The following is a 26,407-nucleotide window of genomic DNA, read 5'->3' as shown; positions in this document are numbered from 1 at the left end:
CTTGATTTTCCTGAGTTATACAGGCTAACTATACTTTGTTTAAATTCTTCACTGTATTTTTGATTTTCCATTGTATGGACACCCCTTTTAGATATTTTATTTCATTCGTACTTGGGTGTCCACTATTTTAGTATATATCCATTCCGGAGCTAACATCAGAAATCCTCCACCTATTTGTAGATAGGATAGTAGTTGGAGAAAAGTCCGAAAGATACTCCAGAACGGCATTTTAACAGGTGACAATCTATTATCGTGACGTAGGCTTACTGGATTTAGCGGATACACAGGCACTGCAAAAGGAATTAGGTGTGGCCTAAGAATATCAAAAGGCAGACAGCTTGATAAAAGCTGTCTGCCATAATGCAACAAAACTATTGAATTATAAATCTTTCGCTATAACACGGTGGTTAATGCACAATGGTCTTTTTCCACCCGCTAAAAAATAAGCTAGCTTATGGGTATCACTATTTTTGTAATATGATTCTCCTCATTATTAATATCAACAGGAGAGATAATGTATTCCTCTGAAATTGGTCCAGCAACAGTATATCCTTGCTGATTCAGCCATTTAATTGCCTTGATATGGGTCTGTATAATCTCATCATTTCGCCCGATATGTAAAGCAGTGACAGCTTTAAAGCCCCCAAACTGCTTAAACTCTGGCAGGTCTTCACGGGTTTCATTAATTTGTATACAAATCTCCAAGTCACAGTCAGTCTTAAAAAACTGTTCCAACGGACTATTATGGTAAGTCAAAATAACAGGCCCCACCATACGTAACTTATGTTGCGACACCATTTCAAATAATTCAAACCACCGATCCACAGAAACATCATTGTTCTTATAATTCTTTTTAACGCGTCTTGTGAACAATACATTTCCGATTGGAATTTCCTCGACACGAATCCCTTCTGTTGACCAGTTGGATTGTTCAGTTTCAAGAATATTATGCCCTTTTTCTAGACGGTCAAGCAAAAGTTGTCCCTCTGCATATTGGTCATTAAGAGAGTCTATCATTTGGCTAATTTCGAGTAATCTCTCTCTAATGCAAGTACCCATCGCTGCTGCATTTCTTTGGCAAACAATTTGGCTAATCTCTTTAAGAGGAATGCCTAAATGCTTTAACTTACGAATAATGAATAAGGTCAAAATTTGATCTTGGGTATAGTAGCGATAATTGCTGTCACACTTCCGATACTCCGGCACCAAAAGGCCAATCTTATCATAATACCGCAGGGTTTTGATAGGTACATTACAAAGTGTAGAGACTTTTCCGATCGAATAGTAATTTTTTCCGTCGGACATATTGCCGTCCCTCCTTGCATCTAGGTTGTGATACATGCTATCCCATTCAGTATACCACAATGGCAAGGAGGACTCAACCGAAAACGGTGGTTGATTATTTACTTTTTTAGAAGAATTAGATAACATTATTCTCTTCTAGTGCCTTAACTTCTTCAGCAGAGATACCTAATACTTCTGAGTAGATAGCAACGTTATCTTCGCCAAGAATAGGGGCACCTTTCTGAGCTTTATCTTCTTCACCGTGTATCTTAATAGGAGAACCGGGGATACGGATTGTTTTTTCCATGCCTGGCTGGTATACATCCCAAAGCATATTTCTTTCTTTGATCAAAGAATGCTCGGAAACTTCAGGAATTGTAAGTATAGGACCAAAAGGAATAGAAAGTCCGCAGATTATTTCTTCTAACTCTGCAACTGTCTTTGTTTCTGTCCATTCTTCTATAATAGGTTTTAAGTCTGTCAAATAGTTTTCGCAACGATCCAAATTTGTTTTGAAGCGAGGGTCTTCAATCAAATCTTCTCTACCCATTGCTGAACACAGACCTGCAAACATTCTGTTTGTGCCACAGCCCATAACAAAATCCGCATCTTTTGCACGGAAGGAATCGAAAGGTGCAATACTTGGATCCTGGTTACCTGCACGATGAGGATGCTTTCCTGCAATCGTATATTCAACTACAAAGTTTTCCATTGTGGAGTACAGTGTATCAACCATCGCTACATCAACACGTCGGCCTACACCTGTTTTTTCTCTTTCATACAGAGCCATTAAAACACCCATGCAAAGGTAAGCACCTGTATAGCTATCTCCAACAGAAGGGCCAATTTTGCAAGGAGGACCATCTGCAAAACCTGTTACGCTCATCATACCGCTCATAGCCTGAGCAACGATATCATAACAAGGGCGAGAAGCCAAATCACCTGTTAAGCCAAATCCACTAATGGAACCGTAGATGATGCGTGGGTTGATTTCTTTCAGAACTTCATAAGAAAATCCTAATTTTTCCAAAACACCCACTTTATAGTTTTCACAAACTACATCAGCAGTTTTTACAAGTTCAGTAAAGATTTTCTTGCCTTCCTCAGATGCCAGGTTTAAAGTAATACCTTTTTTATTGCGGTTGATGTAAGCATAGTAACCACTATAATCATTTTCCATAGGCCCCCAACCTCTGGTTTGGTCGCCAGAACCTGGGCGTTCGATTTTGATTACTTCTGCCCCATGATCTGCAAGGTTCATGGTGCAAAAAGGGCCACTGTAAGCCTGTGTTAAATCAAGTACACGTATACCCTCCAACGGTCTTTTCATGGTTTCTCATCCTCTCTGTTTACATAATTAGTTGAATTTTCTACAAAAAACGCCAAAATTGGTGAAAAAGAAAGAGCGGATTGATATCCGCTCCTTCATTATTGTCATCAGCGACTTACTGAGGGTGCTTTGCATCCTTGAAGGAAGATTCCTGAGGACCTCTTTGTTTGTCTTTAGCGATGAAAAGGCTGCCTGTTGCTGTACCACACAATACAGGAGGTTCGCAAGCTGTTGCACGAGTATCCTGAGGATTTGTGATGTCAACCATCTGAGCTACTTTCCAAGCTTCAAACTTACAAGCGTAGGACTGGTTACCAACTTTTTCAATCCAACCATGGTATTCCATGAAGTCACCAACATATACAGGAGCTGTAAATTCGATATCTTTGTAGCCTAAGAATAAGGAAATGTCACCATCAACATAAACCATTAATTCTGTACCAACATCGCCCCACTGATTAACGATTCTAGCACCGTTTACCAAATTGCCAGTATAGTGAGCATCTTTAGCGCTCATCATAACGTGATGTACAACCTTTTTACCTACCATTGAAAATTCCTCCTTTTAATATATGTAACATTAATTTTATTGGGTTCGTTAAGTGCTTTCCTTAACTATGGCTTAAGTTTATCTGGTACAGCCAATGGAATGTCAACAGTCTAAAAAAAAAATTTTTGGAGTTTAAATGTGCAATTTAGAAAAAGCGTCCACTAAGAGGATAGTTCCTAACATTTTCCATGAGTCTTAAAAAACAGCGGTTTCCCAGGGTTTGCAGCCTTCTAAAAATGAAGTAACCTCTTTTTTTCCTTGATAATAGATTAATTTCAAGTGGAGAGTTTTTTTGCAAAAAAATATGCAAAACCTAGGGAATACACCTAATTATTTAGTAGTTTAATACATTTCTGACCAAACCTCCACTAACAATAAGGATAAAAAAGAAATCGTTTTATGATTTTTTTTGTTTTATTCGTACATATCCTGTTTCCCATGCATTCAAATGTAAAAAGCACGGGAGGGTTTCCATAAAACAGGAGACACTGCTTCAAAAAAACATATTGGAATTGGACATCCACCCCCATATGAATGATAGAACTTGAATCCCCAGTTTTTTAGGCAGTAGAACTAAATATATGCCATAGCACAATGGCATATGGACGTAACCATAACTTAGTCTGTTGTATTTTAGAGGTATGACGAATCCCTTTCCTGAGAATAGAACCTTTCTCTTTAAGTCTCATCAAATTCCTAATCCCCCTTCTACCATAGTAGGACTAAAATATCTTCACGCCTTCACTTCCGTAAAAAAGTTAGTTTCCAAATGTTCTTCACTGAAATCACCTCTGAACTTTTGCCCAAGGAACATCCCAGCACTATCCTTACTTCTTGCCTTTTTGCAATTTTTGTCCACCTACACAATACTCAAGTAAAAGGCATTCATTGCACTTCGGCCTTCTTGCGACACAAATTTTTCTGCCATGGGCGATAAGCTGTGTATTTATATCAATCCACTTATCTTTTGGAATGATTTTCATTAAGTCAAACTCAATTTTAACTGGATCCTGATTTTTTGTTAACCCCAATAAATTAGATAAACGCTTCACATGGGTATCCACAACAATGCTAGGGATACCATACCAGTTCCCCCTCACAACGTTTGCCGTCTTGCGCCCCACCCCTGCAAGAGCTGTCAGAGCCTCTATGTCCGATGGAACCTGGCCATGGTGATCCAATAAAAGCTTTTGACTACAAGCAATAATATTTTTTGCTTTATTATGGTAGAAACCCGTGGAGTGAATATCCTTTTCTAATTCTTTTAAGTCTGCTTCAGCAAAGTCTTTCACCGATTTATATTTTTGAAATAAATCTTTTGTAACAATATTCACTCTATCATCCGTACATTGAGCCGATAATATAGTAGCAATTAGTAACTGCCAAGGATTTTCATGATCCAAGTAGCATTTTGTTGGCCCATATTCCTCCCTCAGTAAAGTTAAAACTTTTTCTACCTTTTCTTTCTTTGTCATTTTTCCATTCTCCTTCCCGAAAGAAGCATATTTCCCGAAAATACCGAAGATTCCCCAAGAAATATTTCCCTTTTTCACCCATGCTGTAAAACCCAGGAACCTGCCGCTACTTTTTCAACGCTTCCGCATATATTTGTTTAAATATTGTTTTTTGGGTTGCTTTTTTATCTTTTGTCTCGAATCAAATATGTTTTTACCCAACCATGTCTTGTTTTTTTGTAATTTTTAATACTATATCATATTAAAGGTTACATTTGAATACCTAATCCTGCATGAGATTCTTTTCCAATTACTCCCCTTTTACAACTTTTACAGACATCACTGTGCCTGGCTAATTTGATATTTACAAAAATATTTTGAGTCTACTATGTTCCATTGACAAAAAATAACCATTATACTATGATGTTGCTTAAGGGGTGGGTATGACATGGAACAAAATATATTAAAAGCCGTAGAGCTTAAAACAACGCAAAAAAGACGTCTCCTGCTATTGTTTTTACAAAAGCAGCAGCGTCCCACCACTGCAGAAGATCTTTACGAAAAAGTAAAGCCTCTGGTTGCTATAAACCTTTCAACAGTATACCGTAACTTAAATACCCTAACTGAAAAAGGAATCCTTACCCGCTCCATACGTCAAGATGGTAAGGCATACTATTCCTTACCTTCCCAAGGGCATGGGCATCGCCTTTTTTGCACCTCCTGCAATGCAGTTGTTTCTATTGATGCCTGTCCTTTAGGTGAGTTGCAAGAAAAATTAGAAAAAGAAACAGGCTACCGTATTCTGGATCACTCCTTAGAATTTAAGGGGCTTTGCCCAAAGTGTGTTGCTAAAATAGATGAATAAAAAAGAACTCTGACAAAGAGAAAACCTTCTTTGTTTGAGTTCTTTTATGTCTTTATTGACCGAAATCCGAATCAATATAACTTGAGTTATCATCTTTTGGCTTAGTGTATGTCATAGCCTGTTTGCTATCACAAATGCCCTTTGTTGTAGGGTCAGCAATTACCCCCATTACTGCTAAAACCACATTCATTAATAAAAATGGATTACCAACAATACGTTTCATTTCTTCAAAGATCATACTCCAACTTGTAATATCCTCTGGCTTTATCCCCACAGTTGTCACGATTACACCACATAAACCAATCCAAAAGTAAGGGTTCTTAATTCGTACTTTCCAATTGATTTTCATTTTTCTCCTCCTCTCTAATGCAAGCTCGCAATTCAACATAAAAACAACCTCATTACAATATATAAACAAAGCTCGCTTTGGTTTCCTTAAATAATATGTTTCCTATATTTCACAAATTTTCTTAGATAATCTTTGGAAAACAATTGCACAATCAAAAAAAGGAGAAACATAATATCAGCTATTATTAAACAACCATAATACAAATCATCTCGTCCAAGCCACGGTTATCCTTTTGGATACATACCTCCTCCTTCTATCATCTTGATTTGCTATTCCTTTAGTACTGACACCAGAATAGGACTATCTACCCTATTCTGGAGAGATAAAGACGGAACCTTTGGCTTTATTAGCAGTAAATACTGGCTATATAGTTTTGTTTTCCTATGTAAATTACATATACCTCAGTAATATAGATGTAACTCCTCATTTTATAGCTAAAACATGGTAATAAGTTAAATACGTTTTTAAAATGTATCGGTAATATTCTGATTGCTACTATGTATACTTCATTCCAACATAAAATAGGCCAATAACAATCTGTTTTATGATAAATTTCTTTACATCCATGTTCGATGGTTTTCCCTTCACCAAGATTCCTCTTTTGCCTATGTAGGAACTATCTCAACAAAAAACATATTTGTGAAATTCCAATTTATTTCTAGTTTAGATTCGAAATACCATGAAACACTCAATTTTAAAAATTGATGTTTTCACATGATTTTAGGATAAGAATTTCTTTATGTATACTAAATTCCCTATTCGTAATTTCATATTAATGGATATAAAAAAAGACACCTTGTCTATTTTTCCTTTGACATTGTGGTTTGCATCCAGTTCAACCACATTGGGAAATTAGTTATACATTTTTCATTTTTTTATGGAGGCCCATAGGCTCTCGCTTTTGCTTAAAGATGCAAAACAAACTTGGTTTTTGTTATACAATATACAAATTTATTGCTATGAAACAATTTATATTTGATTCATTCTCTCATGAAAATCCCAGTTCATGAATTTCTTAAATTGTTTACCGATATATACACTTTATTGTAGAATTATCCACACTTCTTGTGTATAATTAAAATTAATAAATTATTTTTAGATGTTATGTAAAGTCAAACGAGAAAATGGAAGGTGAACAAATGAAAATGAAATGGAATTCAGAACGTACCGGAGTATATGCCTTAGGCTATGTGCAAAATGCAAACTCTTATTTATCTGATATCTCTTATCAAGCGCAGTGTGATGTTACAGAAAAGGTTTTATCCGAAAATTTGAAGCAAGCTTACGATGAAGGAAGAGAACTCAATTATTATTACGACAATAATGGCAACTTACAAACAGGAGAATTTGACGAAAAGAGAACCTGCCGTTATGCTATTGAAACAGGGTTTGAACTTCCTAATTCAAACCCAGCCTATCCTGCAGACCCTATTTATGCTGTTTTTGTCAAAGATTCCTACGGTGCTTGGTCTGGCGTAAACTTTAGCACAAAATATAAGATGGAAAATATGTTTAATGCATATCGCTTTGGTAGTATTAGTTTTAAAAACTATAATGCTGCAAACTCTTTTATTGTTTCTCTTGAAGAAACCTTACTTCCCGGTGAGGTGTGGAACTTCAAATCAAGTGCTCCTGATGATTTTAGGCCAAAAACCCAGTACGATATTCTACAAAGCTACCTTCAGTATGTTTTTGAAAAACTTGTTTCTGATTATACCAATCCAGAATCCAAAAACTATAAAAAAATCGTATTTTCCATTGATCATAAATTCGCTTTATTTAACACTGGGCTATTGAATAAATTCGCTCAAGATATCTATTTAGTTGGTGAGGTTTACAACAAAAAAGATAACAAATTTATTTTCTCATCTCCTTTTATTGCCCCCAGCAAAGTTGATTTAATGAGAAAATATCAGTTTTCTTCTGCAAGTTTATATCCAAATGTAGTAGAATTTTTTCATAGCCTAGATGATATTATATACGATTCTGAAATCGAAATTGATATAAGTGCAGATAGACTGACCCACATCATTGAAGACGGTGCAAAAAGAAAACGTTTTTCAGAAAAATATACAGAAATGTACAAACGGGGCGAGTTAGCGGCAATTACCAGTATTCTTATTGCAGCTGTTGACAATGCCCGCAAAATAGCAAAGCGTAACTACAAATTTGTCGTTCCCCAGTACCGAAGTGAGCGTAGAGGTGAACCCGGAAAGATTCAATTTTTAATGCCAATTTACCTTGATCGACAATATGGAGAAAAGCCAGACTTTGCGTTGGTTTTAAATACAGAGATAATGCCAGACAAAACAAAAATCTATACCCCCGAAACAATATTAGAATTATCCTGGGCGTATAATAATGCTCGTGTTATCTGTAAGCCTGAAGATACTTGGTTAAACCCTTCAACCATTGATAGCTCTCCTATGGCACTAGAAGAAACAGAGGATACTATTTAAAAAACAATCCATGGCAATATAGGAACAAAGAAAAAGGTATGGTAATAAGGTATTTAAAATTAAATATCCTATTGGCATACCTTTTTTTGCTACATTAAGAAATACCAGCGGCAAGATTCCCTACTCAGTAACCAGCCTTATGGGCTTTTTCTTAATCCAAAATGCCCTTCATAAAGTCTGCTGTAGACTGCTGTGGGGCGGTTAAATCTGCGTAAATGATATAAGCCTTCCGGATCCTTAGTGAGTATATTAAATGTCCCTCGGCAAGTAAGACCCGCTTCAAAGCCGCACTCTTTCATTATGGCAAAAGACTCCTCGCTTATGCTGCCATAAGGATACGCAAAAACAGTCGGAGTTATCCCCACCTGTTTTTCCAGTGTATTCTTTAGTTTTAATAAATCCTCTTTCAAAAGAGCAGTATATTGGTGGGTGCTTTCCCAGCTTCTTTTCATACACCCCTTTCTTTCCCCAATTTTATGTAAATCATAAGTATGGTTTCCTATTTCAACCCTTCCATAATCCACAAGCATCTTTATTTCATTCAAAGATAAATGGGCGTAAGATAAATTCTTATCTTCCACTTGACTAAACCCTTGGGAATTGGCACCGATAACAGAAACCACAGCCTTCATATCGAACTCTTCTAAAATAGGCAAAACATTAACCAAATTGTTTAAATAACCATCGTCTAGTGTTATGACTATGGGCTTATCTGGTAACGGTGTATCCTCCTTTACATAGGCAATTAAGTCGAAAATAAAAACAGTTGTATATCCTTTTTCTTTAATAAACTTCATATCCTGACGGAACAACTCTGGCGACACAATATAATCACTTGATCGCTTGGCATAACTATAGACACTATGATACATCAAAATGGGTACTGGTACTCCAGTCCCTTCCATATTCGACACCAATACTGCTAGGTTACATAGATTTTTTGCAAAAAGCCCTGCCGCCAAAAACAAACCTACACATATGCCAATGGCTTTTATCCTTTTTACTATTTTAGATAAATACACTTTTTCGCTCCCTTAAAATCACCTTATTGGGAACATATGAAAACCCCTTATCCTTTATGCCCCGTTGCACTTTTTTCATTCTATTGTGAAAGCCAATAAAAAAGGTAACTTATTATCCATAAGCTACCTAAAATTATTTTATCTTCTTTTTTGGTAAAGGCAAATCTTCAGCAATTTGCCTCACAACATCGGCCAAAAAATCTCTATCATCAATGTTTTCAATCATAAAAGAGGGCTTAGCTCCTTCATAGGGGCACCCCATTGGAAAACCCTCCAATTTTTTCCGAGATGAGGGCGTAGGTTTTAAAAACAATCGATCATCACAAACCAAACCAATGACCTTTTCATCACAATAAAAACAATAGTCACCCATCATTTTACGATAACGAATGCAACCCGCACCTGCCATCTGTTCTGCAATATACCGCACCAATCCTTCATCGGATGCCATGAGCCTTCCTCACTTCCTTCAAACAAAGCCAATTGTTTCTATAAGCATCTATATTACTTTAATTTTTGTATTTTATTATATGCATTCATAAAAGTCTAACATGATATTGGCAAAAAAACAACTGCCTTTCGGCAGTCGTATTTGGGAGTTGGGAATTAAGGTTTCAAACCTTTCCCTATCATAAACCAATAAGAGAGGGAATCTCCTTGGTTTATTTTTAGAAATATATGACTCAAATGTTTCGTTTGGATGTAAGTCAATTATACACGAAAAGAATGCCCATAAGACATAAATTTATCGTTAAGAATAGCCAAATATTGGAACGATTTGTTGTCTTTGCTTTTGTTTATTTCATCATACCGATTATTATTTGGCTGCAAACTTTGGTCGTTTTATTGGGAAAACATCCCGAAACAGATTATTTGCAAAAAAATAATTGAAGGAAATATTGAACCTTATGCATTCTTCCTCCGAATTTATAACTTCAGTCTTTGTAACTAGATTAGTCCCATAGCACGCAAGGCATAAATGAAAAAGAATAATGTAAATGCAGAGAATACCATAGAGTAGATTAAAAAATCCCCAGCCAACTCATAGTCAGCATCAAACTGTATCGCCATTTGATAATTGGTAATTGCCGTAGGTGCTGAAAGAAAAATAAACACGGGTATTAGATCAATTCCCACAATTTGGAATACTTGTACCGCAACCCATAAAAAAATAATGGGTAAAATCACTAGCTTTGTCGTTAATCCAATGGCCAATTCTTTTAAATTTCTTCTTGCTGAGCGTAGTTCAAACTGTCCACCCAAAAAAAGAAAGGCCAATGGCGTTGCAATTTTAGCAACATCATTACCCGCAGTATGCAAAAAACCAGGCATAGGTAACTTTAAGAAGTAAAATACCAGCCCAAAAATAACGCCCCAAATAATGGGATTTTTAAGGGCGTTGATACAAGCTTTTTTTGCACTTGGACCTTCTTCCATATCTGCAAAAGCCGAATACACAAATACCCCTAAAGTATTTAATATGGGTAATGTGGCCGCCATAATAGATGTTGCCAAGGCCACACTTGGTTCTCCTCCTAAACTTTTGGAAAAAGGTAAACCATAAAGCATAAAATTTCCGCGATACATACACTGTATCATAACCCCCACTTTACGTCGCTCCTTCACAAATTTAGGAACTAATGGAGTTAATATGATAACCGAAACCAAGATTACCCCAATACAAAATAAAATTATCTTAATATATGTAAAATCAATTCTTACAGCATCATAAAGATTGAAGAATACCAATAGTGGGAAAAGAACTTTAAAGCAGAGGGCATTGCCTTTTGCAATAAAATCATCTGTTAATATACCCATCCTCTTTAGTAAAAACCCCAATAGAACGATACTAAATGAGGGAGCAACCGCATTAAAGGCAAATATAAGATTTTCCACCCGTATACCCCTTCTTTCATGAATTAAAAGGAAATGTTTTGTCCACTTTCATTCCAAATAAAAACCTTTTCTCCTGCCACTGCATTTTTTTCAACATCCCTTTGGGCCATTTTAAAGTACATAAATCGGTCATCCTCAGGTGATGGCAAATGATAAATAATTGTTTCTTTTACCTTCATATTTTCACGCAAAATTCTTCTACCTTTTGGATGATTATAGAAAATTGGCGTAACAAAAGCTATGTCAGCAATAAAATCTTCTTCCTCTGCAAAGGCTTCTTCAAAATAGTCAACATCGGACAAAAATGCCAACTTGGTACCATCCAAATCCAAGCGAAAACACTGGTTTGGTACGTTATAATACTGCTTATCCACATGTCTTGTGGTAAAAACCTTTAGCTTGATGTCCTGTTCTAAAACCGCTTCATTATTTTGATCAAACTTTATAATCTTATCCACATATTCCGCTTCTGCGGCAGCCAAACCTGGTGTTTCATCAATGGGAGGGAAACATATCCCCTTAACATTATTTACAGCCATGTATTCATTAAAATAAGGTGAATAGTAGTGGTCATAATGGGAATGGGAAAATAATAGGTAATCAACATTCGCCAGCTCTCCCTTACCTTTTTTCATTAGTTTCCAAGCCCATTCAGGCAAGTCTGTGAAGTTCTTTCCCAAATCTTTGTATAGCCCATCTAATAGTATCCTAACACCTTTATGAACCACAACCACACCAGCGTTGGATACTAATACGGCATAGCTTTTTTGCTTCATATTTACTCTCCATATCCTAAAAAGTTTATTTAAAAGAAAGGCGGCTAGACAAGCCGCCTTTGAAATTACCATACTGTGAAAGCTCTAGTTGCTTTACAAAACTTTGGAATGAATAGACTTAGAACGAGTATTGAGATTTTTATTTCTGCTTAGGTGCAAAAATAAAAACTTCCAAGTCTTCATCATAACCTCTGCCCATCTCAACGCCATCAACTTCACCAATCACAACATCTACTGTCATAAGAACTTTGTTGCCTTCAATTAAGTGACCGCCATGGCCATTGCCATATTGATCTGTTAAGCCATAGTGCACGTGTAACAAAGTTTCGCCCTTGTCATCATGGCAAATCATACCTGACATGCTAACCAATTCAATTGCACCACGTAAAACAATGGGTTCGCTATAACCATAGCCAGCCTTTTTGTCTTTCAATGGTACGGGATTAAAAAACTGTGCACCATTTAAGCTACCAATACCACTTAAAATAACACCATCTTTAATGCCATAATCTTTACAGATTTTTTCAAGACCCAAAAGAACGTCCTCACCGGGGCTCATTCTTGCAGCAACGATTCTTTTAATACTACCTTGTGCAGATGTAATCATAATTCGGCTCCTTTCAGACTCACGTCTTTCACAAAAATCAACTTGTGTATGTGTTAAAATCCCTTTGTACAATAAACAACCTCTAGGCAGTCCAAATACAAAGGGATTTTTCTCAGGAACAAGAATGTTCCCTTCATGAACGTATTTTATTTTATTTTACTTCTACACCCATGTCCTGTTCGAACATTTTAACAAGGGCGCACTGATCTTCATTGATCAATCCAGCTTCTTCCATTCTGTTCATATAATTCAAAACAAGGGCAGACATAGGTATTTCTACGCCCATATCCTCAGCAAGCTGTGCAGCATTTTTCATATCTTTCTGATGTACTGCAATTCTTGCACTTGCAGAAAAATCTCTACTGATAATTTTAGGCACCTTAATGTCCATTACTGCATTTTGCGCAAAACCATCTTTGATTGCATGAAACAATACTTCAGGGTTCAAACCTGCTTTTACTGCAAAAGAGTATGCTTCTGATATAGCAATCAAGTTACAACCAACAATCATATTGTTTGCCAATTTAGCTACATCACCACAGCCAGTAGAACCCATATAGGTAACTGTGCTACCAACACAACCAATCAGCTCTTCAACTTCATCAAACACTTCTTTGTCGCCACCACACATTACAACCAAAGTACCTGCAACAGCGCCTGTTTCACCACCGCTAACGGGTGAGTCGATCAGGGACATACCTGCAGCCTTTACTTCGGGGTATAACTTGCGGATCACACCAGGGAACGTGGAGCTAAAGTCAATGATAACTGTTCCTTTTTTTCCCTGGGCAATAATATCTTTTACTGTACTTTCAACCAATTCATTTTTAGGCAAGCATAAGAAAATCACTTCACAATTTTCATATACTTCTTTTGCATCCGCTGTTGCAATACCGCCAGCTTCAGCAAACTTTGTTCTGGATGTTTCAACAACGTCAAAACCAATCACAGGGCAGCCACTTTTTTTCAAAATATTTGTGGCCATGGGAAGTCCCATGATGCCCATTCCAATAAAACCAACCTTTTTCATGAAGGTTCCTCCTAATTATTTATTGGGAATATGAATTGCTCTTTTTTCAGCCGCCAATGCTGCTTCTCTTACTGCTTCTGTTACAGTAGGATGTGCATGAATTGTTGCAAAAATATCTTCAACAGTAGCTTCCATGCCGATAGCCAATGCGCATTCGCCAATTAAATCTGTTGCTCTGGGGCCGAGAATGTGAACGCCCAATACTTCTTTGTATTCTTTGCCGATGATAAATTTAATCATACCAACGCCACCGTTCATAATCAAGGACTTGCCATTTGCCATCAGAGGGAACTTGCCTACTTGGAAGTCAATTCCCATTTCTTTTGCCTTTTCTTCTGTCAAGCCAACGCCTGCAAATTCAGGGTCTGTGTAAACACAAGAAGGGTTTGTTGTACCATCATAAAGTACATCTTCTCCCAATGCATTTTCAGCAGCAATTTCACCCTGAGCAGATGCTACGTGTGCAAGCATAACTTTGCCCAAGCAATCGCCAATTGCATATACGTTTGCAATGCTTGTTTCCATTTTATCATTAACAGAGATACGACCTCTATCGTTAGCAATACCAACAGCATCCAAGTTTAAAGCTTCTGTATCTGTTCTTCTACCTACAGCAACCAATACTTTTTCTGCTGTGAACGCTTCTACATTGCCGCTAACCTCCACATTTACTTTTGTAGCTGAACCAGCTGCTTCAACAGACTGAACTTTAGCATCTGTCATAATTTTGATGCCTCTAGCTTCCATCATTTTACGAAGCTGTGCTGTCAACTCTCCGTCCATCATAGGCAGAAGTTTGCTCATGGCTTCCACAACTGTTACTTCTGTTCCAAAACGGGAGTAAGCTGTTGCCAGCTCGATACCGATTACACCACCGCCGATTACCAACAGGCTTTTAGGAACTGTTTCGAAGGAAAGAGCACCTGTGGAATCTACACAGTTTGCGTTTTCCTTTACACCAGGGATAGGAGGAACTGCAGGTACAGAACCAGCTGCAATGATGATTTTATCAAAAGTTAAGTTTTCTTTAGTACCATCTTTCTTTGTTACTGTCAAAGTGTCTTTGGAAGCGAAAGAAGCAACGCCTTCGATGACTTTGATCTTGTTTGCTTTCATCAAGCCGCTAACACCGCTAACAAGTTGATTCGTAACACCATTCTTTTTCGCCTGAACTTTGTTCCAATCAACGCCTTTCACTTCTACGTTGATACCCAGTTCAGCCATTTCTTTTGCTTCAGCCAAAGCTTCTGCAGAATGTAAAAGAACCTTTGTAGGGATACAACCAACATTCAAGCAAGTACCGCCCAATTTGTTCTTTTCAATCAATGTTACCTCGCCACCCAACTGTGCTGCACGAATTGCTGCAACATAACCACCAGGGCCGCCACCGATAACAGCAACTGTTGTTTTGCCATCTTTCTTAGGTGCGGGTGCTGCTACAGGTGCAGCTGTGGATGCGGGTGCTGCGCCTCCAACTACTTCGCCTGCCTGTCCAATATATGCCAAAATACCCTTTACGGGTACATCTTCACCTTCTCCAGCTACAATTTTGATCAGTGTACCTTCTGCTTCACTAGCTACTTCACTGGTCAGTTTATCTGTGGTGATTTCCAAAAGAATATCTCCAACTTTTACGGTATCGCCTTCATTCTTAATCCACTTAGAAACTGTACCTTCCTCCATGGTTAAGCCAAGCTGAGGCATTTTTACCTCTACTGCCATTTGAATTCCTCCTAATCTTTCTCGTGCATTATACACGCAACATTTTTCTGTTTCTTTGTAAAAAGGGCTTTTCTTCTGCAAAAGTTCAGAAAGCCCTCCTGAGGCAGAACCTGCAACAAGGAGGACCTCCCGACGGGCATTGCTCCATAGACGATTGGGATAGTGACAATGCCATAAATGACATTTTAGGTTGGACGTCTAAAGAGGTGCCAAACTTTCGCGTTGAGTTATGTGAGAGCCTTAGCCCTTTTCCATTTATCTTTTGTATATTATTTGTAAGTATTTAAGTATTTTATCTTTTGTAATCACGCAAAAAAACTAGACTATATCCAAAATTAAAGTAAAATTTTCATGGGATTTTCCAACAGCTCTTTAATTGCTAATTCGAACTTAGCAGCTGTTGCACCATCGATCAATCTATGATCGAAAGTGAAGGAAATACGCATAAACTGTCTCTTGGAGATATTTCCTTCGTCGTCCATAACCAATTCATCCTGTACTGCGCACACGCCCAAAATACCGGAATCTGGCTGGTTAACGATAGGGTCAAATGTTTCAACACCGAACATGCCCAAGTTGGAGATGGAGAATGTAGAACCTTTGTATTCATCCATATTCAATTTGTTTGTTCTTGCTCTTTCAGCCAAATCTTTCGCTGTTGCAGAGATTTCTTCAAGACTCATTTTATCAATATCTTTCAAAACAGGAACGATTAAGCCATCATCCAATGCTACTGCCATACCAATGTTGACATGTGCACGCTGGATAATCTTATCGCCATCCAATGTTACAAGGATGTGTTTGTTGTTTTTCAAAGCTTTACCCACTGCCTTCAAAATGAAGTCATTTACAGAGTATTTTACGCCCAAGTCAGCGTTAATTTGCTTACGGAATTTCATCAAGTCTGTAACGTCAATCTTCACGTTCTGCGTTACACTAGGAATTTCTCTACGAGACTGAGACATACGTTCAGCAACGACTTTTCTCATGCCTGCCAATTTTGTTACTACATCACCTTCCATTAAGTCTACGGAACCGGATGTCGCAACTGGAGCAGGTGCTGCTGCCACTGGCGCTGCCGCAACTGGTGCTGCCACTGGTGCATTCTGTGCTGCTGCTAAGATGTCCTTTTGAACAATACGACCTGCAGGGCCACTACCTTTAACGTTTGTGTAGTCAACGCCCATTTTTGCTGCTGTTTTTCTAGCCAAAGGAGAAATACGAATTCTACCATTCGCTGTTACAACAGGAGCAGGTGCTGCTGCAACGGGTGCAGCTGCAACGGGTGCTTCGGGTGCTGCTACTGCAACGGGTGCTGCTTCTGCGCCGCCAACTGCTTCTCCAGCTTCACCGATATATGCCAATAAGCCTTTTACAGGAATGTCTTCGCCTTCCTGTGCAACGATTTTCAACAATGTACCGTCAAATTCGCTTTCAACTTCGCTTGTCAATTTGTCTGTTGTGATTTCTAAGATAACTTCGCCAGCTTTCACTGCGTCGCCTTCTTGTTTTACCCATCTTGTTACTGTACCTTCTTCCATTGTAAGGCCCAGCTGAGGCATCTTTACTTCAAAAGCCATGATTTTCCCTCCTTATTTATTCAAAACTTTCTTCACTGCTTTAACAATATCTGCAGGGTGAGGGAAGTTTTCATCTTCTAGTGTAGGGCTGAAAGGAGATACGATATTCAGACCACAAACACGTTCTACAGGTGCATCTAATTCATCAAATAATTCTTCTGCAATCTGCGCAGAGATTTCACCTGCGTAGCTACCTCTCTTAACTTCTTCGGAAAGCACAATTACATTGTGTGTCTTGGATACAGATTTCACAATTGCATCCCAATCCAGAGGAACCAAAGTACGAAGGTCAAGAACTTCAACTTTAATGCCTTCTTTAGCCAATTCTTCTGCTGCTTCCAAAGCGAAGTAAACCTGACGGCTCCATGTGATGATTGTCAAATCAGTTCCTTCTCTTTTTACATCAGCTACACCCAAAGGAATTGTATATTCGCCTTCAGGCAATTCCTCTTTTTTCGCGTATAACAATTTATGCTCCATGAAGATAACAGGGTCATTGTCGCGAATTGAAGACTTCAAAAGGCCTTTTGCATCTTCAGCTGTGGAAGGCGCAACTACTTTCAAACCAGGTGTATGGCAGAATACATTTTCTAAACACTGAGAATGCTGACCAGCATTTCTTCTACCCGCACCCATAGGCAGTCTAAGTACCATAGGAACTGTTGCCTGACCACCTGTCATATATCTCATCTTTGCTGCCTGATTTAAGATAGGGTCAGCAGCTACTGTGATAAAGTCATCGTACATCAATTCAACAACAGGACGGATGCCTCTCATTGCTGCACCAACTGCCATACCGCAGAAACCAGATTCGGAAATTGGTGTATCGTATACTCTGTGTTCGCCAAATTCTTCCTGGAATCCAACAGTAATACCAAATACGTTACCCATTTTACCCATATCTTCGCCAAGGATGATAACGTTTTCATCTCTTGCCATTTCTTCGTGCAAAGCTTCACCAATTGCCTTGCTGATGCTTATTTTCTTACTCATCTTACAACACTCCTTTCGTTGTCAGAGCTATAAACGTCTGTTGTAGCTTCGGAAGGATCAGGGTATTCGGAGTTTACAGCAAATTCATAAGCTGCTTCCATTTCTGCAGCTACCTCAGCTTCTACTGCCACCAATTCTTCTTCTGTTGCTACTTTTTCGTCCAACAATCTTGCTCTCATGTTAGGAATCGCATCATCCTGATGTGCGTGTTCCATGTATTCAGCAGGACGGTAGTTGGCAGGGTCACCACAGTAGTGTCCCTGATGACGATATGTCATACATTCAACGATAGAAGGGCCATTGCCAGCCCTTGCGTAATCAACTGCTTCTTTCACTGCTTCATAAACAATCGTAGGGTCGTTGCCATCTACTGTATTTCCAGGGATATCATAGCCTTTTGCACGAACAGCAATTGTATCAGTGTTTGTTACAGAGTGAATGTTTGTGGAAACGCCATAGTTGTTATTTTCACAAAGGAATACAACAGGGAGCTTCCAAGCTGCTGCCATGTTGATTGCTTCATGGAATGTGCCCTGGTTGGATGCACTATCACCAAAGAAGCAAAGTGTAACATGTTTGTCGCCCCATACTTTAGATGCCAAAGCAGCACCGGCTGCAATAGGGATACCAGCACCAACGATACCGTTTGCGCCCAAGTGATGCAAGCCATCTACGTCAGCGATATGCATAGAACCACCTTTACCATTGCAATAGCCTGTTTTCTTACCGAATAACTCAGCAAGCATCTTGTCTAACTGACCACCTTTTGCAATTGTATGACCATGACCTCTATGTGTAGTTGCCATGTAATCTTCTTTTTCAAGAGCATAGCAAGCACCAGCTGCAACTGCCTCCTGACCAATGCACAGATGAATATTACCTGCAAGCATACCTTTTGTGAAGCATTCAGCTGCTCTTGTTTCGAAAGCTCTGACACGTAGCATCATACGATACAAGTCCATAAGCATTTCTTTAGAATATTTCTTCTTAGCCAATGAAATCACCCTTTTCTTAAGTTTTAAATGATATATGTTATGTTAAATTGCTTTCAACTTTAAATCCCCCACTTGTAACTTGTCATGCCATGGGAGGCACAACCTCTATCACTTGTAATACAAGCAAGAGGCGAATGAAAAGCCGTATTCTTTTTACGGCCTACCTTATTTGTTTTTCTTTGGTTTCCAAATTGCAATTTATCTGTTGTAACTCTTAATTTTTTATCTTTTGTAGTTTTTATTATCTGATGCCGTTGTTGCCAACGGCACCAGTAATTGTAAATTATTATGAATCGCTATTCTTAGATCTGTCCAATCAACTGAGGTAAGAACATAGAGATCTGAGGAACGAATGTTAACAAGAACAGAGCCACGATACCTGCAACAAGGAATGGAATGATCTTCTTGCAGATGTTGGCAACGGGAATTTCCGCCACATTACAGCCTACATAAAGGTTGATACCAACAGGAGGTGTAATCTGACCGATTGCCATGTTTACTGTTAAGAATACACCGGCATGAACCAAGCTTACATCTATTGCGTTCAAAACAGGAACCATGATAGGTAACAAGATATAGAATGCAGAGTTTGCATCGAGGAAACAACCTGCAATCAAGAAAATTACGTTGATTAATAACAAAATGATGTACTTGTTATCACTTACAGAAAGTACCATCTGAGACAACTGGCTTGCAATCTGGCTTGTTGTCAAGATCCAAGCAAATACTGCTGCTGCAGAAATGATAAACATTACTGTTGCAGAGGATACAGCAGACTCAATAAAGATATGATACAAGTCTTTCCATTTAATTTCTCTATAAATAAAGATACCAACTACCAAACCATAGATAACTGCGATACCAGCAGCCTCTGTGGGTGTAAAGATACCTGCATAAATACCACCCAAAATAATAACTGGTGTCATTAAGCCCCAGAAAGCATCTTTGAAAGCGTGCAGTCTTTCTTTAGCACTGAGCTTTGGCTGAGGAATGATGTCTTTGTTTCCTCTGGAATCCCAAGCAGCTGCCATGTAATAAGCAATACCTACTAAGATACCAGGGATAATACCAGCTGTAAACAACGCACCAACGGATACATCCGTACAAGAAGCATAAACTACGTATGCAATACTTGGAGGAATGATGATACCGATAGCACCTGCGGAGCTTACCAATGCAGCAGGCATATCTTTTCCATATCCCGCTTTAACCATTGCTGGAATCAAAATGGGACCAATGGCTGCAACTGTAGCAGGGCCAGAGCCAGAAATTGCTGCAAAGAAGCAAGCAACAATAACAACTACTGCCATTAAGCCGCCTTTTCTATGACCAACACAAGCATTTGCAAAGTTAATCAAACGTCTGGAGATACCTGCGTACTCCATAATACTACCTGCCAAAATAAAGAAAGGAATGGCAAGCAATGCAAACTTAGCAGTACCAGAATATAAAATACTGGGGATAACGGAAAGGGGGAATTCGCCATACATCAAACCAGCGGATGCCGCCAAACCAAGGGAAATCGCGATGGGAACATTCAGAAACACCAGCACGAAAAACAAACCAAAAAGAATTAAAGTCATCATGCCTGTGTACCTCCTTGCTTATCTTCATTCCACAAACCTTTTACCTGCAAAAACCCTGCCTGCAAAATGCGGATGATAATAAATGCAGCACCAACAGGCATAGACAATCCCTGAACTGCCTGAGGCATTCTCAATACGGGTGTTGTAGAACCCATTGCAATCTGACCCTGAACCATAACAACACCATGGTAAAGAACCAAAACCATAAATATTAAACTGCAAATTACGCCAAATAATGCAAACATGGCCTTTGTTTTTCCGTGAAATAAATCCACAATAAAGCTCATACCTAAATGCGAATATCTTTTAAATCCAGCTGCGATACCCAACATTGTTACCCACACAAATACTGTAACTGTTAATTCTTCTGTAAATGAGAAGGAACTGGCGAAACAATATCTAAATACAACGTTGAGGAAGTTCATAATTGCCATATAAGTCATCATCAAAATGATGAGTGATTCTTCGAAATAATCAAGAATTTTGCCGAGCAATTTCATCTTTCTCCACCTTTCTTTCGTTCATTAAATGCAATTACACGCCAAACACATTATTGCTGTAGAAAATAATTAGTATTAAATAGAATAATTACTTTGTCTTTTAGCGTACTTTTTTCTTTGGTTTTTTGTAAATTGCAAGCTTTTATTGCAGTAAAAAAGAGAGAGCAGGGACAGTATGTCTTCTGCCCTCTCGACACTACATCTTAGTGGTCCATTTCAATAAGACTATGTATATTATTCAAATGTGTAACCAAAAGCAGCAAATGCTTCATCGCCAAACTCTGTTCTGTATTTTTCGTAAACAGGAGCAACTACTGTCTTCATTTCTTCAATTGCTTCTGGAGACAATTCGTTAACTTCAACGCCAATACCCTTGAATTCTTCGATGATTTCAGCATCCATAGATCTAGAAGATGCAACCTGTGTTGCACATGCTTCTTTACCTGCTGCTTCAAAAATAGCCTTATCTTCATCGCTCAGCTTGTTCCAGATGTTACCGCTTACGCTTAAGATGATAGGATCGTAGCAGTAATTCCAGATTGTCATATATTTCTGTACTTCCTGTACTTTTGCAGATCTAATTGTGTCATAAGGGTTTTCCTGACCATCGATTGCACCCTGCTGTAAAGCTGTGAAAACTTCACTAAATGCCATCTGTGTAGGGTCAGCGCCCAATGTCTTAAATACGTCTACCAATAAAGAAATTGCAGGTACTCTGATTTTCAACATGGACATATCAGCTGCGGAAGTAATAGGACGTTTGTTGTTTGTGATCTGACGGAAGCCGTTTTCACCAATACCTACTACATGTGCACCTTTTGCTGCGATTGCTTCTTTAATAAATTCGGAACCAGTGGAACCATCGTTGAAGATATATTCATCAACACTGTCATAACCATTAGGGAACAACCAAGGCATACTGATTACAGACAATTCAGGAACAACGTTGGAGATGATCATAGAAGAGTGAAGGTCAACGTCTGTTGTGCCGTTGAACAACATTTCAACCCCCTTTGTCTGATCGCCTGCTGCCAACTGTTCGTTAGCATAAATTGTTACTGTGTATCTTCCTTCTGTGCCTTCTTCTACTAATTTCTTGAATTCATTTGCTGCAACCATCCATACGCTGGTTTCAGAAGGTGTTACCGCCATTTTAAGGTTTACTGCCTTAACGTCGCCACCTTCGCTGCTGCCACTGTCGCTGCTACCGCCGCCGCAACCTGCAACGCCTAAAGCCATGACAGCACACATAATGCCTGCTAATAATCTCTTTTTCATTTGATTTACCCTCCTCATTTTTGTTTGGACTCTTCCAATTTGTCTTTCTTTTGCTACAAGCTTGCCGCCCCTTCCAAAGACAGCTGTCATAGCCCTTTTCTTTTGTATTTTTTGCGTTGAGAAACCGCAATTCTTTCGCGTATATGCCCATAAGCATACACACTCATTTATAAAAAGTCCCGTACTTTGGCGTAAAGCCTTTTCCGTTCCCTTTTTATTGTGGTAAATAATTATATGTGACTACAAAACTAGGGCTCATTTTACCGCCCATTGAAATAAGCAACGTGATAATATGTATTATCGCAAAACAAATAATCTTTGGCCCATTTTGGCTTCTTTTCAACCAAATAAGTGTATAGTTCTAAATGCTCCTCTGCCAAAACCGACAAAGGCTTATCCGTCAAACGGGTAATTTCTTCCATATAGTGGAAAAATATATCTTTATAATTCAACATAGCATTGTAAAGGAATACATTTTTTGTCGCTTGTATCACAGCCATGTGAAATTCGAAATCGTATTTTGTGAAGGCAACCGCATCATTGGTTTTTCCAGCTTCTTGCATCTTATCCACCAAATCCTTTAGGATTGCTTCATCTTCTTTTGTTGCTCGTCTCACAAAAAATTCAATCGCCTTAAACTCTATTGCCTGTCGGAATTCAAAAAATTCTTTAAACTCCTCACTTGTAATATCAGAGGACTTCATTGTGTCCTTGGGTTCTTCATCCATTGTATCTTGTGCCGGGTTTCTATGTACAAAGGAACCAACGCCTTGCATCGTAACAACAATACCGCTCCCTTGCAAATTCTGCAAAGCAGCCCTTACACTGGTTCTACTTACGCCAAACATACTGCAAAGCTTGCTTTCAGAAGGAAGTTTATCTCCAACCTTCCATTCTTCACTGGTTATCTGTTCTAATATCTGATTATAAACCTCATCACTTAATGATAATCTCCCTTTGTAGTAATCCATGATTCTCTCCCCTAATCTGCTGCATGGCCCCTTTTCGCTTCAAAAACAACACGAAAACATCGGAGCGTTCTTCTTGGAGGCTCTTCTCGTTGATGTTTTAAAACCACTGTTCTAATACTTGTCGTACACCATGTATTACTTGTACTATAAGTTATCATACAACTGAAAAAAATGCAATTTCCGATTTGTACAAACATTCATACAAAAATTCGTAACTATTCCCATATCTACGAAAATCATTGTGCATTTGTATCGAAAAAGACCATGTTTTGCGATTTTAAATTATTTTAATTGTGGATATTTCACTACCAGCCGTTTCATTGCACACAATATTCACCCTGAATTGAATGCAATATTTATGATTTCTTAACACCCCAGTCCTCCTCTGAATTTAAATTCGACATAAAAAAAATATCCCGATATTATTATATTATCGGGATATTTTGTGGATTGTCAATAAATTATTTATAATATTTTACAGCTGAAGTAAACAATTTCATATCATAGTTGCCTTGTACGTTCTGATACAAGTTGTCTCCTATTCTCTCCGAGTGCCCCATTTTACCTATAATACGACCATCAGGAGAAATTAAACCTTCGATAGCACAAATCGAACCATTGGGGTTGTGCTGTATATTATTGGTTGTTTTCCCATTGTTATCCACATACTGGGTGAGAATTTGGCCACTCTTTGCCAATTGTTTCACTAATTCATCATCTGCCAATAATCTGCCCTCACCATGAGAGATTGGCACAGTATAGATTTCACCTGGGCTCACATTCATCAACCAAGGAGAGTTATTAGATGCAATTCTGGTACGAACTAACTTGGACTGATGGCGTCCAATGGTATTGAAAGAAAGAGTAGGGCAAGTTTCATCTGTATCCATTATCTTTCCAAAAGGAACTAGCCCAAGCTTAATTAAAGCCTGGAAGCCATTGCAGATACCACACATCAAACCATCTTTCTCCTCTAACAGTTGTGTTACAACCTCTTTTATTTCTGGATTTCGAAAGAAAGCCGTGATAAACTTACCAGAACCATCGGGTTCATCACCACCTGAGAAGCCCCCGGGAATGAAAATCATCTGTGAATTTTGTACTTCCTTGGCAAATCTTTGTATGGAATCAGAAATTCCTGATGCAGATAAGTTATTGATAACAAAAATTTCTGCTCTTGCCCCTGCCCGTTCCACGGCTTTTGCGGAGTCGTACTCGCAGTTTGTACCAGGGAATACAGGTATTAACACTTTTGGTTTTGCAAAAGAAGCCTTTGCCTGAAATACTTTTTCGGTTTTAAAGGTAAAAGTCGGAACATCCAATTCTTCACTCAAGGTATTGCAAGGATAAATTTTCTCCAGCTTACCTTCATAAGCTGCCATGAGTGTTGCCATAGAAACCTCTTCATTATGAAACAATATAGACTGATTCTCCCTTGTTTCACCAAGAAGAATACCAACCTCCACATCTTCTGTCATTTCTAAAACAAAACTGCCATATTGATAACCAAAAACTGTCTCCAAAGAAATTCCCTCTGCAAATGCAAATCCCAGTTCATTGCCCATGGACATTTTTAAAACCGCTTCTGCCACACCACCATAAGTCAAGGTATACGCACTGCAAACCTTTCCTGCTCTCATTAATTGATAAACAACATCAAAGTTTTTCTTTAGGCTATCCGCTGTTGGCAAACCATTTTCATCATATGCAGGCACTAGCAATGCAACTCGGTTCCCTGGTTTTTTAAATTCCGGAGAGATAATATTGCTGATTTCTTCTGTTGTTACTGCAAAGGAAACCAATGTTGGTGGAACATCAATGTGTTCGAAGCTACCACTCATGGAATCTTTGCCACCAATTGCTGCAATCTCCAAGCCTTTTTGTGCCATAAATGCGCCAAGCAACGCTGCCAAGGGCTTACCCCAACGCTTCCCATCTTTTAATGGCTTTTCAAAGTATTCCTGGAAGGACAAATAAACATCCTCAAACTTAGCTCCCGTCGCTACCAATTTTGCCACAGACTCCACAACAGCAAGGTATGCGCTGTGGTAGGGGCTAGCATCTGCAATAAAGGGGTTGTATCCCCATGCCATTAAAGAACAAGTAGTAGTATCCTTTTTTTCAACAGAAACTTTATTTACCATGGCCTGAATTGGTGTTCTCTGGGTTTTTCCACCAAAAGGCATTAAAACCGTGCCTGCGCCAATAGTAGAATCAAAACGCTCAGAAAGGCCTCGCTTGGAGCAAACATTTAAGTCACCAGCAACAGCTATATAACCATCCTGGAAGTTGGCAGGAATTTCTTTGGTAATCACCTTTGGTGCTTCAGGTGCAATATCTATGTGCTTTTCAGCACCATTGGAATCCAAAAATTCCCGGGAAATATTGACGATATCTTTTCCATTCCACTTCATAATGAGGCGTGGGTCAGCCTTTACCTCAGCAACAACAGTTGCCTCAAGGTTTTCTGCATTGGCTAATTCTTTAAAACGTGCTACATCTTCCTTGGCTACTACAACAGCCATTCGCTCCTGCGATTCACTGATTGCCAACTCTGTTCCATCGAGACCTTCATATTTTTTAGGAACTGCATTTAAATCAATAATTAAGCCAGGTGCCAATTCGCCGATGGCAACGGAAACGCCCCCAGCACCAAAGTCATTGCAACGCTTAATCAATTTGGATGCTTCAGCATTACGGAATAAACGCTGTAATTTTCTTTCCTCAGGGGCATTTCCCTTCTGAACCTCTGCGCCACAGCTTTCCAAAGATTCCACTGTATGAGACTTTGAAGAGCCTGTTGCACCACCACAGCCATCACGGCCTGTACGCCCACCCAAAAGAATCACAATATCACTATCAATAGGCTGTTCTCTGCGCACATTTTCCGCAGGGGCTGCACCAATGACTGCTCCGATTTCCATTCTCTTGGCTACATAACCAGGATGATAAATCTCATCCACCTGACCTGTTGCCAAGCCAATCTGGTTTCCATAAGAGCTATACCCCGCTGCTGCCGTTGTCACAATTTTACGCTGGGGCAGTTTACCGGGTATTGTTTCGGAAACAGGCACTAAGGGATCCCCCGCTCCAGTTACACGCATAGCGGCATAAACGTAAGAACGGCCAGACAATGGATCACGAATTGCCCCCCCCACAC

General features: G+C 38.8%; 23 protein-coding genes. 3 read left to right on the top strand and 20 right to left on the bottom strand.

The genetic code is table 11. The features are described 5' to 3' along the window. The first annotated feature begins 134 nt into the window (after positions 1–134). Positions 135–233, top strand: a complete 99-nt coding sequence (locus ABVZ64_RS07785) for a DUF4368 domain-containing protein (protein WP_352400455.1) — start codon at positions 135–137, stop codon at positions 231–233. A gap of 214 nt (positions 234–447) precedes the next feature. On the opposite strand, the gene ABVZ64_RS07780 is transcribed toward ABVZ64_RS07785, so the two are convergent. The 4 genes from ABVZ64_RS07780 to nth form a co-directional block, all read right to left on the bottom strand. Further along, on the bottom strand, positions 448–1,305 hold the full coding sequence (locus ABVZ64_RS07780; protein ID WP_352400454.1) for a MerR family transcriptional regulator: 858 nt from the start codon (positions 1,303–1,305) through the stop codon (positions 448–450). Positions 1,306–1,420: 115 nt separating this feature from the next. Further along, positions 1,421–2,614, bottom strand: coding sequence for a CaiB/BaiF CoA transferase family protein (locus ABVZ64_RS07775; protein WP_352400453.1), 1,194 nt, complete (start codon positions 2,612–2,614; stop codon positions 1,421–1,423). Between the two features lie 115 nt (positions 2,615–2,729). Then, positions 2,730–3,164: a hotdog family protein gene (locus tag ABVZ64_RS07770; protein ID WP_352400452.1), complete on the bottom strand. Its 435-nt coding sequence runs from the start codon at positions 3,162–3,164 to the stop codon at positions 2,730–2,732. Between the two features lie 827 nt (positions 3,165–3,991). After that, positions 3,992–4,639 carry an endonuclease III gene (gene nth / locus ABVZ64_RS07765; RefSeq protein WP_352400451.1) on the bottom strand — a complete coding sequence of 216 codons (648 nt, stop codon included), beginning with the start codon at positions 4,637–4,639 and terminating at the stop codon, positions 3,992–3,994. A 427-nt stretch (positions 4,640–5,066) separates the two neighbouring features. On the opposite strand from nth, the gene ABVZ64_RS07760 reads away from it, so the two are divergent. Continuing rightward, a complete protein-coding gene (locus tag ABVZ64_RS07760) occupies positions 5,067–5,483 on the top strand; it encodes a Fur family transcriptional regulator (RefSeq protein ID WP_352400450.1) in 417 nt (138 codons plus the stop codon). Between the two features lie 52 nt (positions 5,484–5,535). Here ABVZ64_RS07760 and ABVZ64_RS07755 read toward each other — a convergent pair whose 3' ends face one another. Next, entirely contained in the window at positions 5,536–5,832 is a 297-nt protein-coding gene (locus ABVZ64_RS07755) for a phage holin (protein ID WP_352400449.1), read from the bottom strand. A gap of 1,139 nt (positions 5,833–6,971) precedes the next feature. On the opposite strand from ABVZ64_RS07755, the gene ABVZ64_RS07750 reads away from it, so the two are divergent. Beyond that, positions 6,972–8,291 carry a DUF3825 domain-containing protein gene (locus ABVZ64_RS07750; RefSeq protein ID WP_352400448.1) on the top strand — a complete coding sequence of 440 codons (1,320 nt, stop codon included), beginning with the start codon at positions 6,972–6,974 and terminating at the stop codon, positions 8,289–8,291. A 137-nt stretch (positions 8,292–8,428) separates the two neighbouring features. On the opposite strand, the gene ABVZ64_RS07745 is transcribed toward ABVZ64_RS07750, so the two are convergent. The 15 genes from ABVZ64_RS07745 to ABVZ64_RS07675 all read right to left on the bottom strand — a co-directional run. Next, positions 8,429–9,313 (bottom strand): polysaccharide deacetylase family protein, encoded by an 885-nt coding sequence (locus ABVZ64_RS07745; protein WP_352400447.1) that lies wholly within the window; start codon positions 9,311–9,313, stop codon positions 8,429–8,431. A gap of 133 nt (positions 9,314–9,446) precedes the next feature. After that, complete coding sequence (locus ABVZ64_RS07740; protein ID WP_352400446.1) at positions 9,447–9,764, bottom strand: TfoX/Sxy family protein; 318 nt, start codon at positions 9,762–9,764, stop codon at positions 9,447–9,449. 497 nt (positions 9,765–10,261) lie between these two features. Then, the gene (locus ABVZ64_RS07735; protein WP_352400445.1) at positions 10,262–11,209 is read right to left on the bottom strand and encodes an AEC family transporter; all 948 of its coding nucleotides are present in this window, start codon (positions 11,207–11,209) and stop codon (positions 10,262–10,264) included. Between the two features lie 23 nt (positions 11,210–11,232). Further along, on the bottom strand, positions 11,233–11,985 hold the full coding sequence (locus ABVZ64_RS07730; RefSeq protein WP_352400444.1) for an MBL fold metallo-hydrolase: 753 nt from the start codon (positions 11,983–11,985) through the stop codon (positions 11,233–11,235). A gap of 139 nt (positions 11,986–12,124) precedes the next feature. Then, on the bottom strand, positions 12,125–12,592 hold the full coding sequence (locus ABVZ64_RS07725; RefSeq protein ID WP_352400443.1) for a PPC domain-containing DNA-binding protein: 468 nt from the start codon (positions 12,590–12,592) through the stop codon (positions 12,125–12,127). Between the two features lie 151 nt (positions 12,593–12,743). Further along, entirely contained in the window at positions 12,744–13,622 is an 879-nt protein-coding gene (locus tag ABVZ64_RS07720; RefSeq protein WP_352400442.1) for an NAD(P)-dependent oxidoreductase, read from the bottom strand. A gap of 15 nt (positions 13,623–13,637) precedes the next feature. Next, positions 13,638–15,344, bottom strand: coding sequence for a dihydrolipoyl dehydrogenase (gene lpdA, locus ABVZ64_RS07715; RefSeq protein ID WP_352400441.1), 1,707 nt, complete (start codon positions 15,342–15,344; stop codon positions 13,638–13,640). 335 nt (positions 15,345–15,679) lie between these two features. Next, positions 15,680–16,924: a dihydrolipoamide acetyltransferase family protein gene (locus ABVZ64_RS07710; protein WP_352400440.1), complete on the bottom strand. Its 1,245-nt coding sequence runs from the start codon at positions 16,922–16,924 to the stop codon at positions 15,680–15,682. 12 nt (positions 16,925–16,936) lie between these two features. Beyond that, a complete protein-coding gene (locus ABVZ64_RS07705) occupies positions 16,937–17,917 on the bottom strand; it encodes an alpha-ketoacid dehydrogenase subunit beta (protein ID WP_352400439.1) in 981 nt (326 codons plus the stop codon). Continuing rightward, positions 17,914–18,912 carry a thiamine pyrophosphate-dependent dehydrogenase E1 component subunit alpha gene (locus ABVZ64_RS07700; RefSeq protein ID WP_352400438.1) on the bottom strand — a complete coding sequence of 333 codons (999 nt, stop codon included), beginning with the start codon at positions 18,910–18,912 and terminating at the stop codon, positions 17,914–17,916. The genes ABVZ64_RS07705 and ABVZ64_RS07700 overlap by 4 nt, the downstream gene beginning before the upstream one ends. 302 nt (positions 18,913–19,214) lie before the next feature. Continuing rightward, positions 19,215–20,498 carry a TRAP transporter large permease gene (locus ABVZ64_RS07695; protein ID WP_352400437.1) on the bottom strand — a complete coding sequence of 428 codons (1,284 nt, stop codon included), beginning with the start codon at positions 20,496–20,498 and terminating at the stop codon, positions 19,215–19,217. Next, the gene (locus tag ABVZ64_RS07690) at positions 20,495–20,998 is read right to left on the bottom strand and encodes a TRAP transporter small permease (protein WP_352400436.1); all 504 of its coding nucleotides are present in this window, start codon (positions 20,996–20,998) and stop codon (positions 20,495–20,497) included. Before ABVZ64_RS07690 ends, ABVZ64_RS07695 begins: the two co-directional genes overlap by 4 nt. Before the next feature lie 234 nt (positions 20,999–21,232). After that, the gene (gene dctP, locus ABVZ64_RS07685) at positions 21,233–22,276 is read right to left on the bottom strand and encodes a TRAP transporter substrate-binding protein DctP (protein ID WP_352400435.1); all 1,044 of its coding nucleotides are present in this window, start codon (positions 22,274–22,276) and stop codon (positions 21,233–21,235) included. A gap of 260 nt (positions 22,277–22,536) precedes the next feature. Then, positions 22,537–23,247 carry a FadR/GntR family transcriptional regulator gene (locus ABVZ64_RS07680; RefSeq protein ID WP_352400434.1) on the bottom strand — a complete coding sequence of 237 codons (711 nt, stop codon included), beginning with the start codon at positions 23,245–23,247 and terminating at the stop codon, positions 22,537–22,539. A 461-nt stretch (positions 23,248–23,708) separates the two neighbouring features. Then, positions 23,709–26,407, bottom strand: a 2,699-nt coding sequence (locus tag ABVZ64_RS07675) for a phosphoribosylformylglycinamidine synthase (RefSeq protein ID WP_352400433.1), incomplete at its 5' end; no start/stop codon positions are given.

This window comes from Anaerotignum sp., from assembly GCF_040307045.1.
GTDB lineage: Bacteria > Bacillota > Clostridia > Lachnospirales > Anaerotignaceae > Chakrabartyella.
The sequence above is the reverse complement of the archived record's forward strand: the minus strand, read 5'-3'. Positions and strand labels throughout refer to the sequence as shown.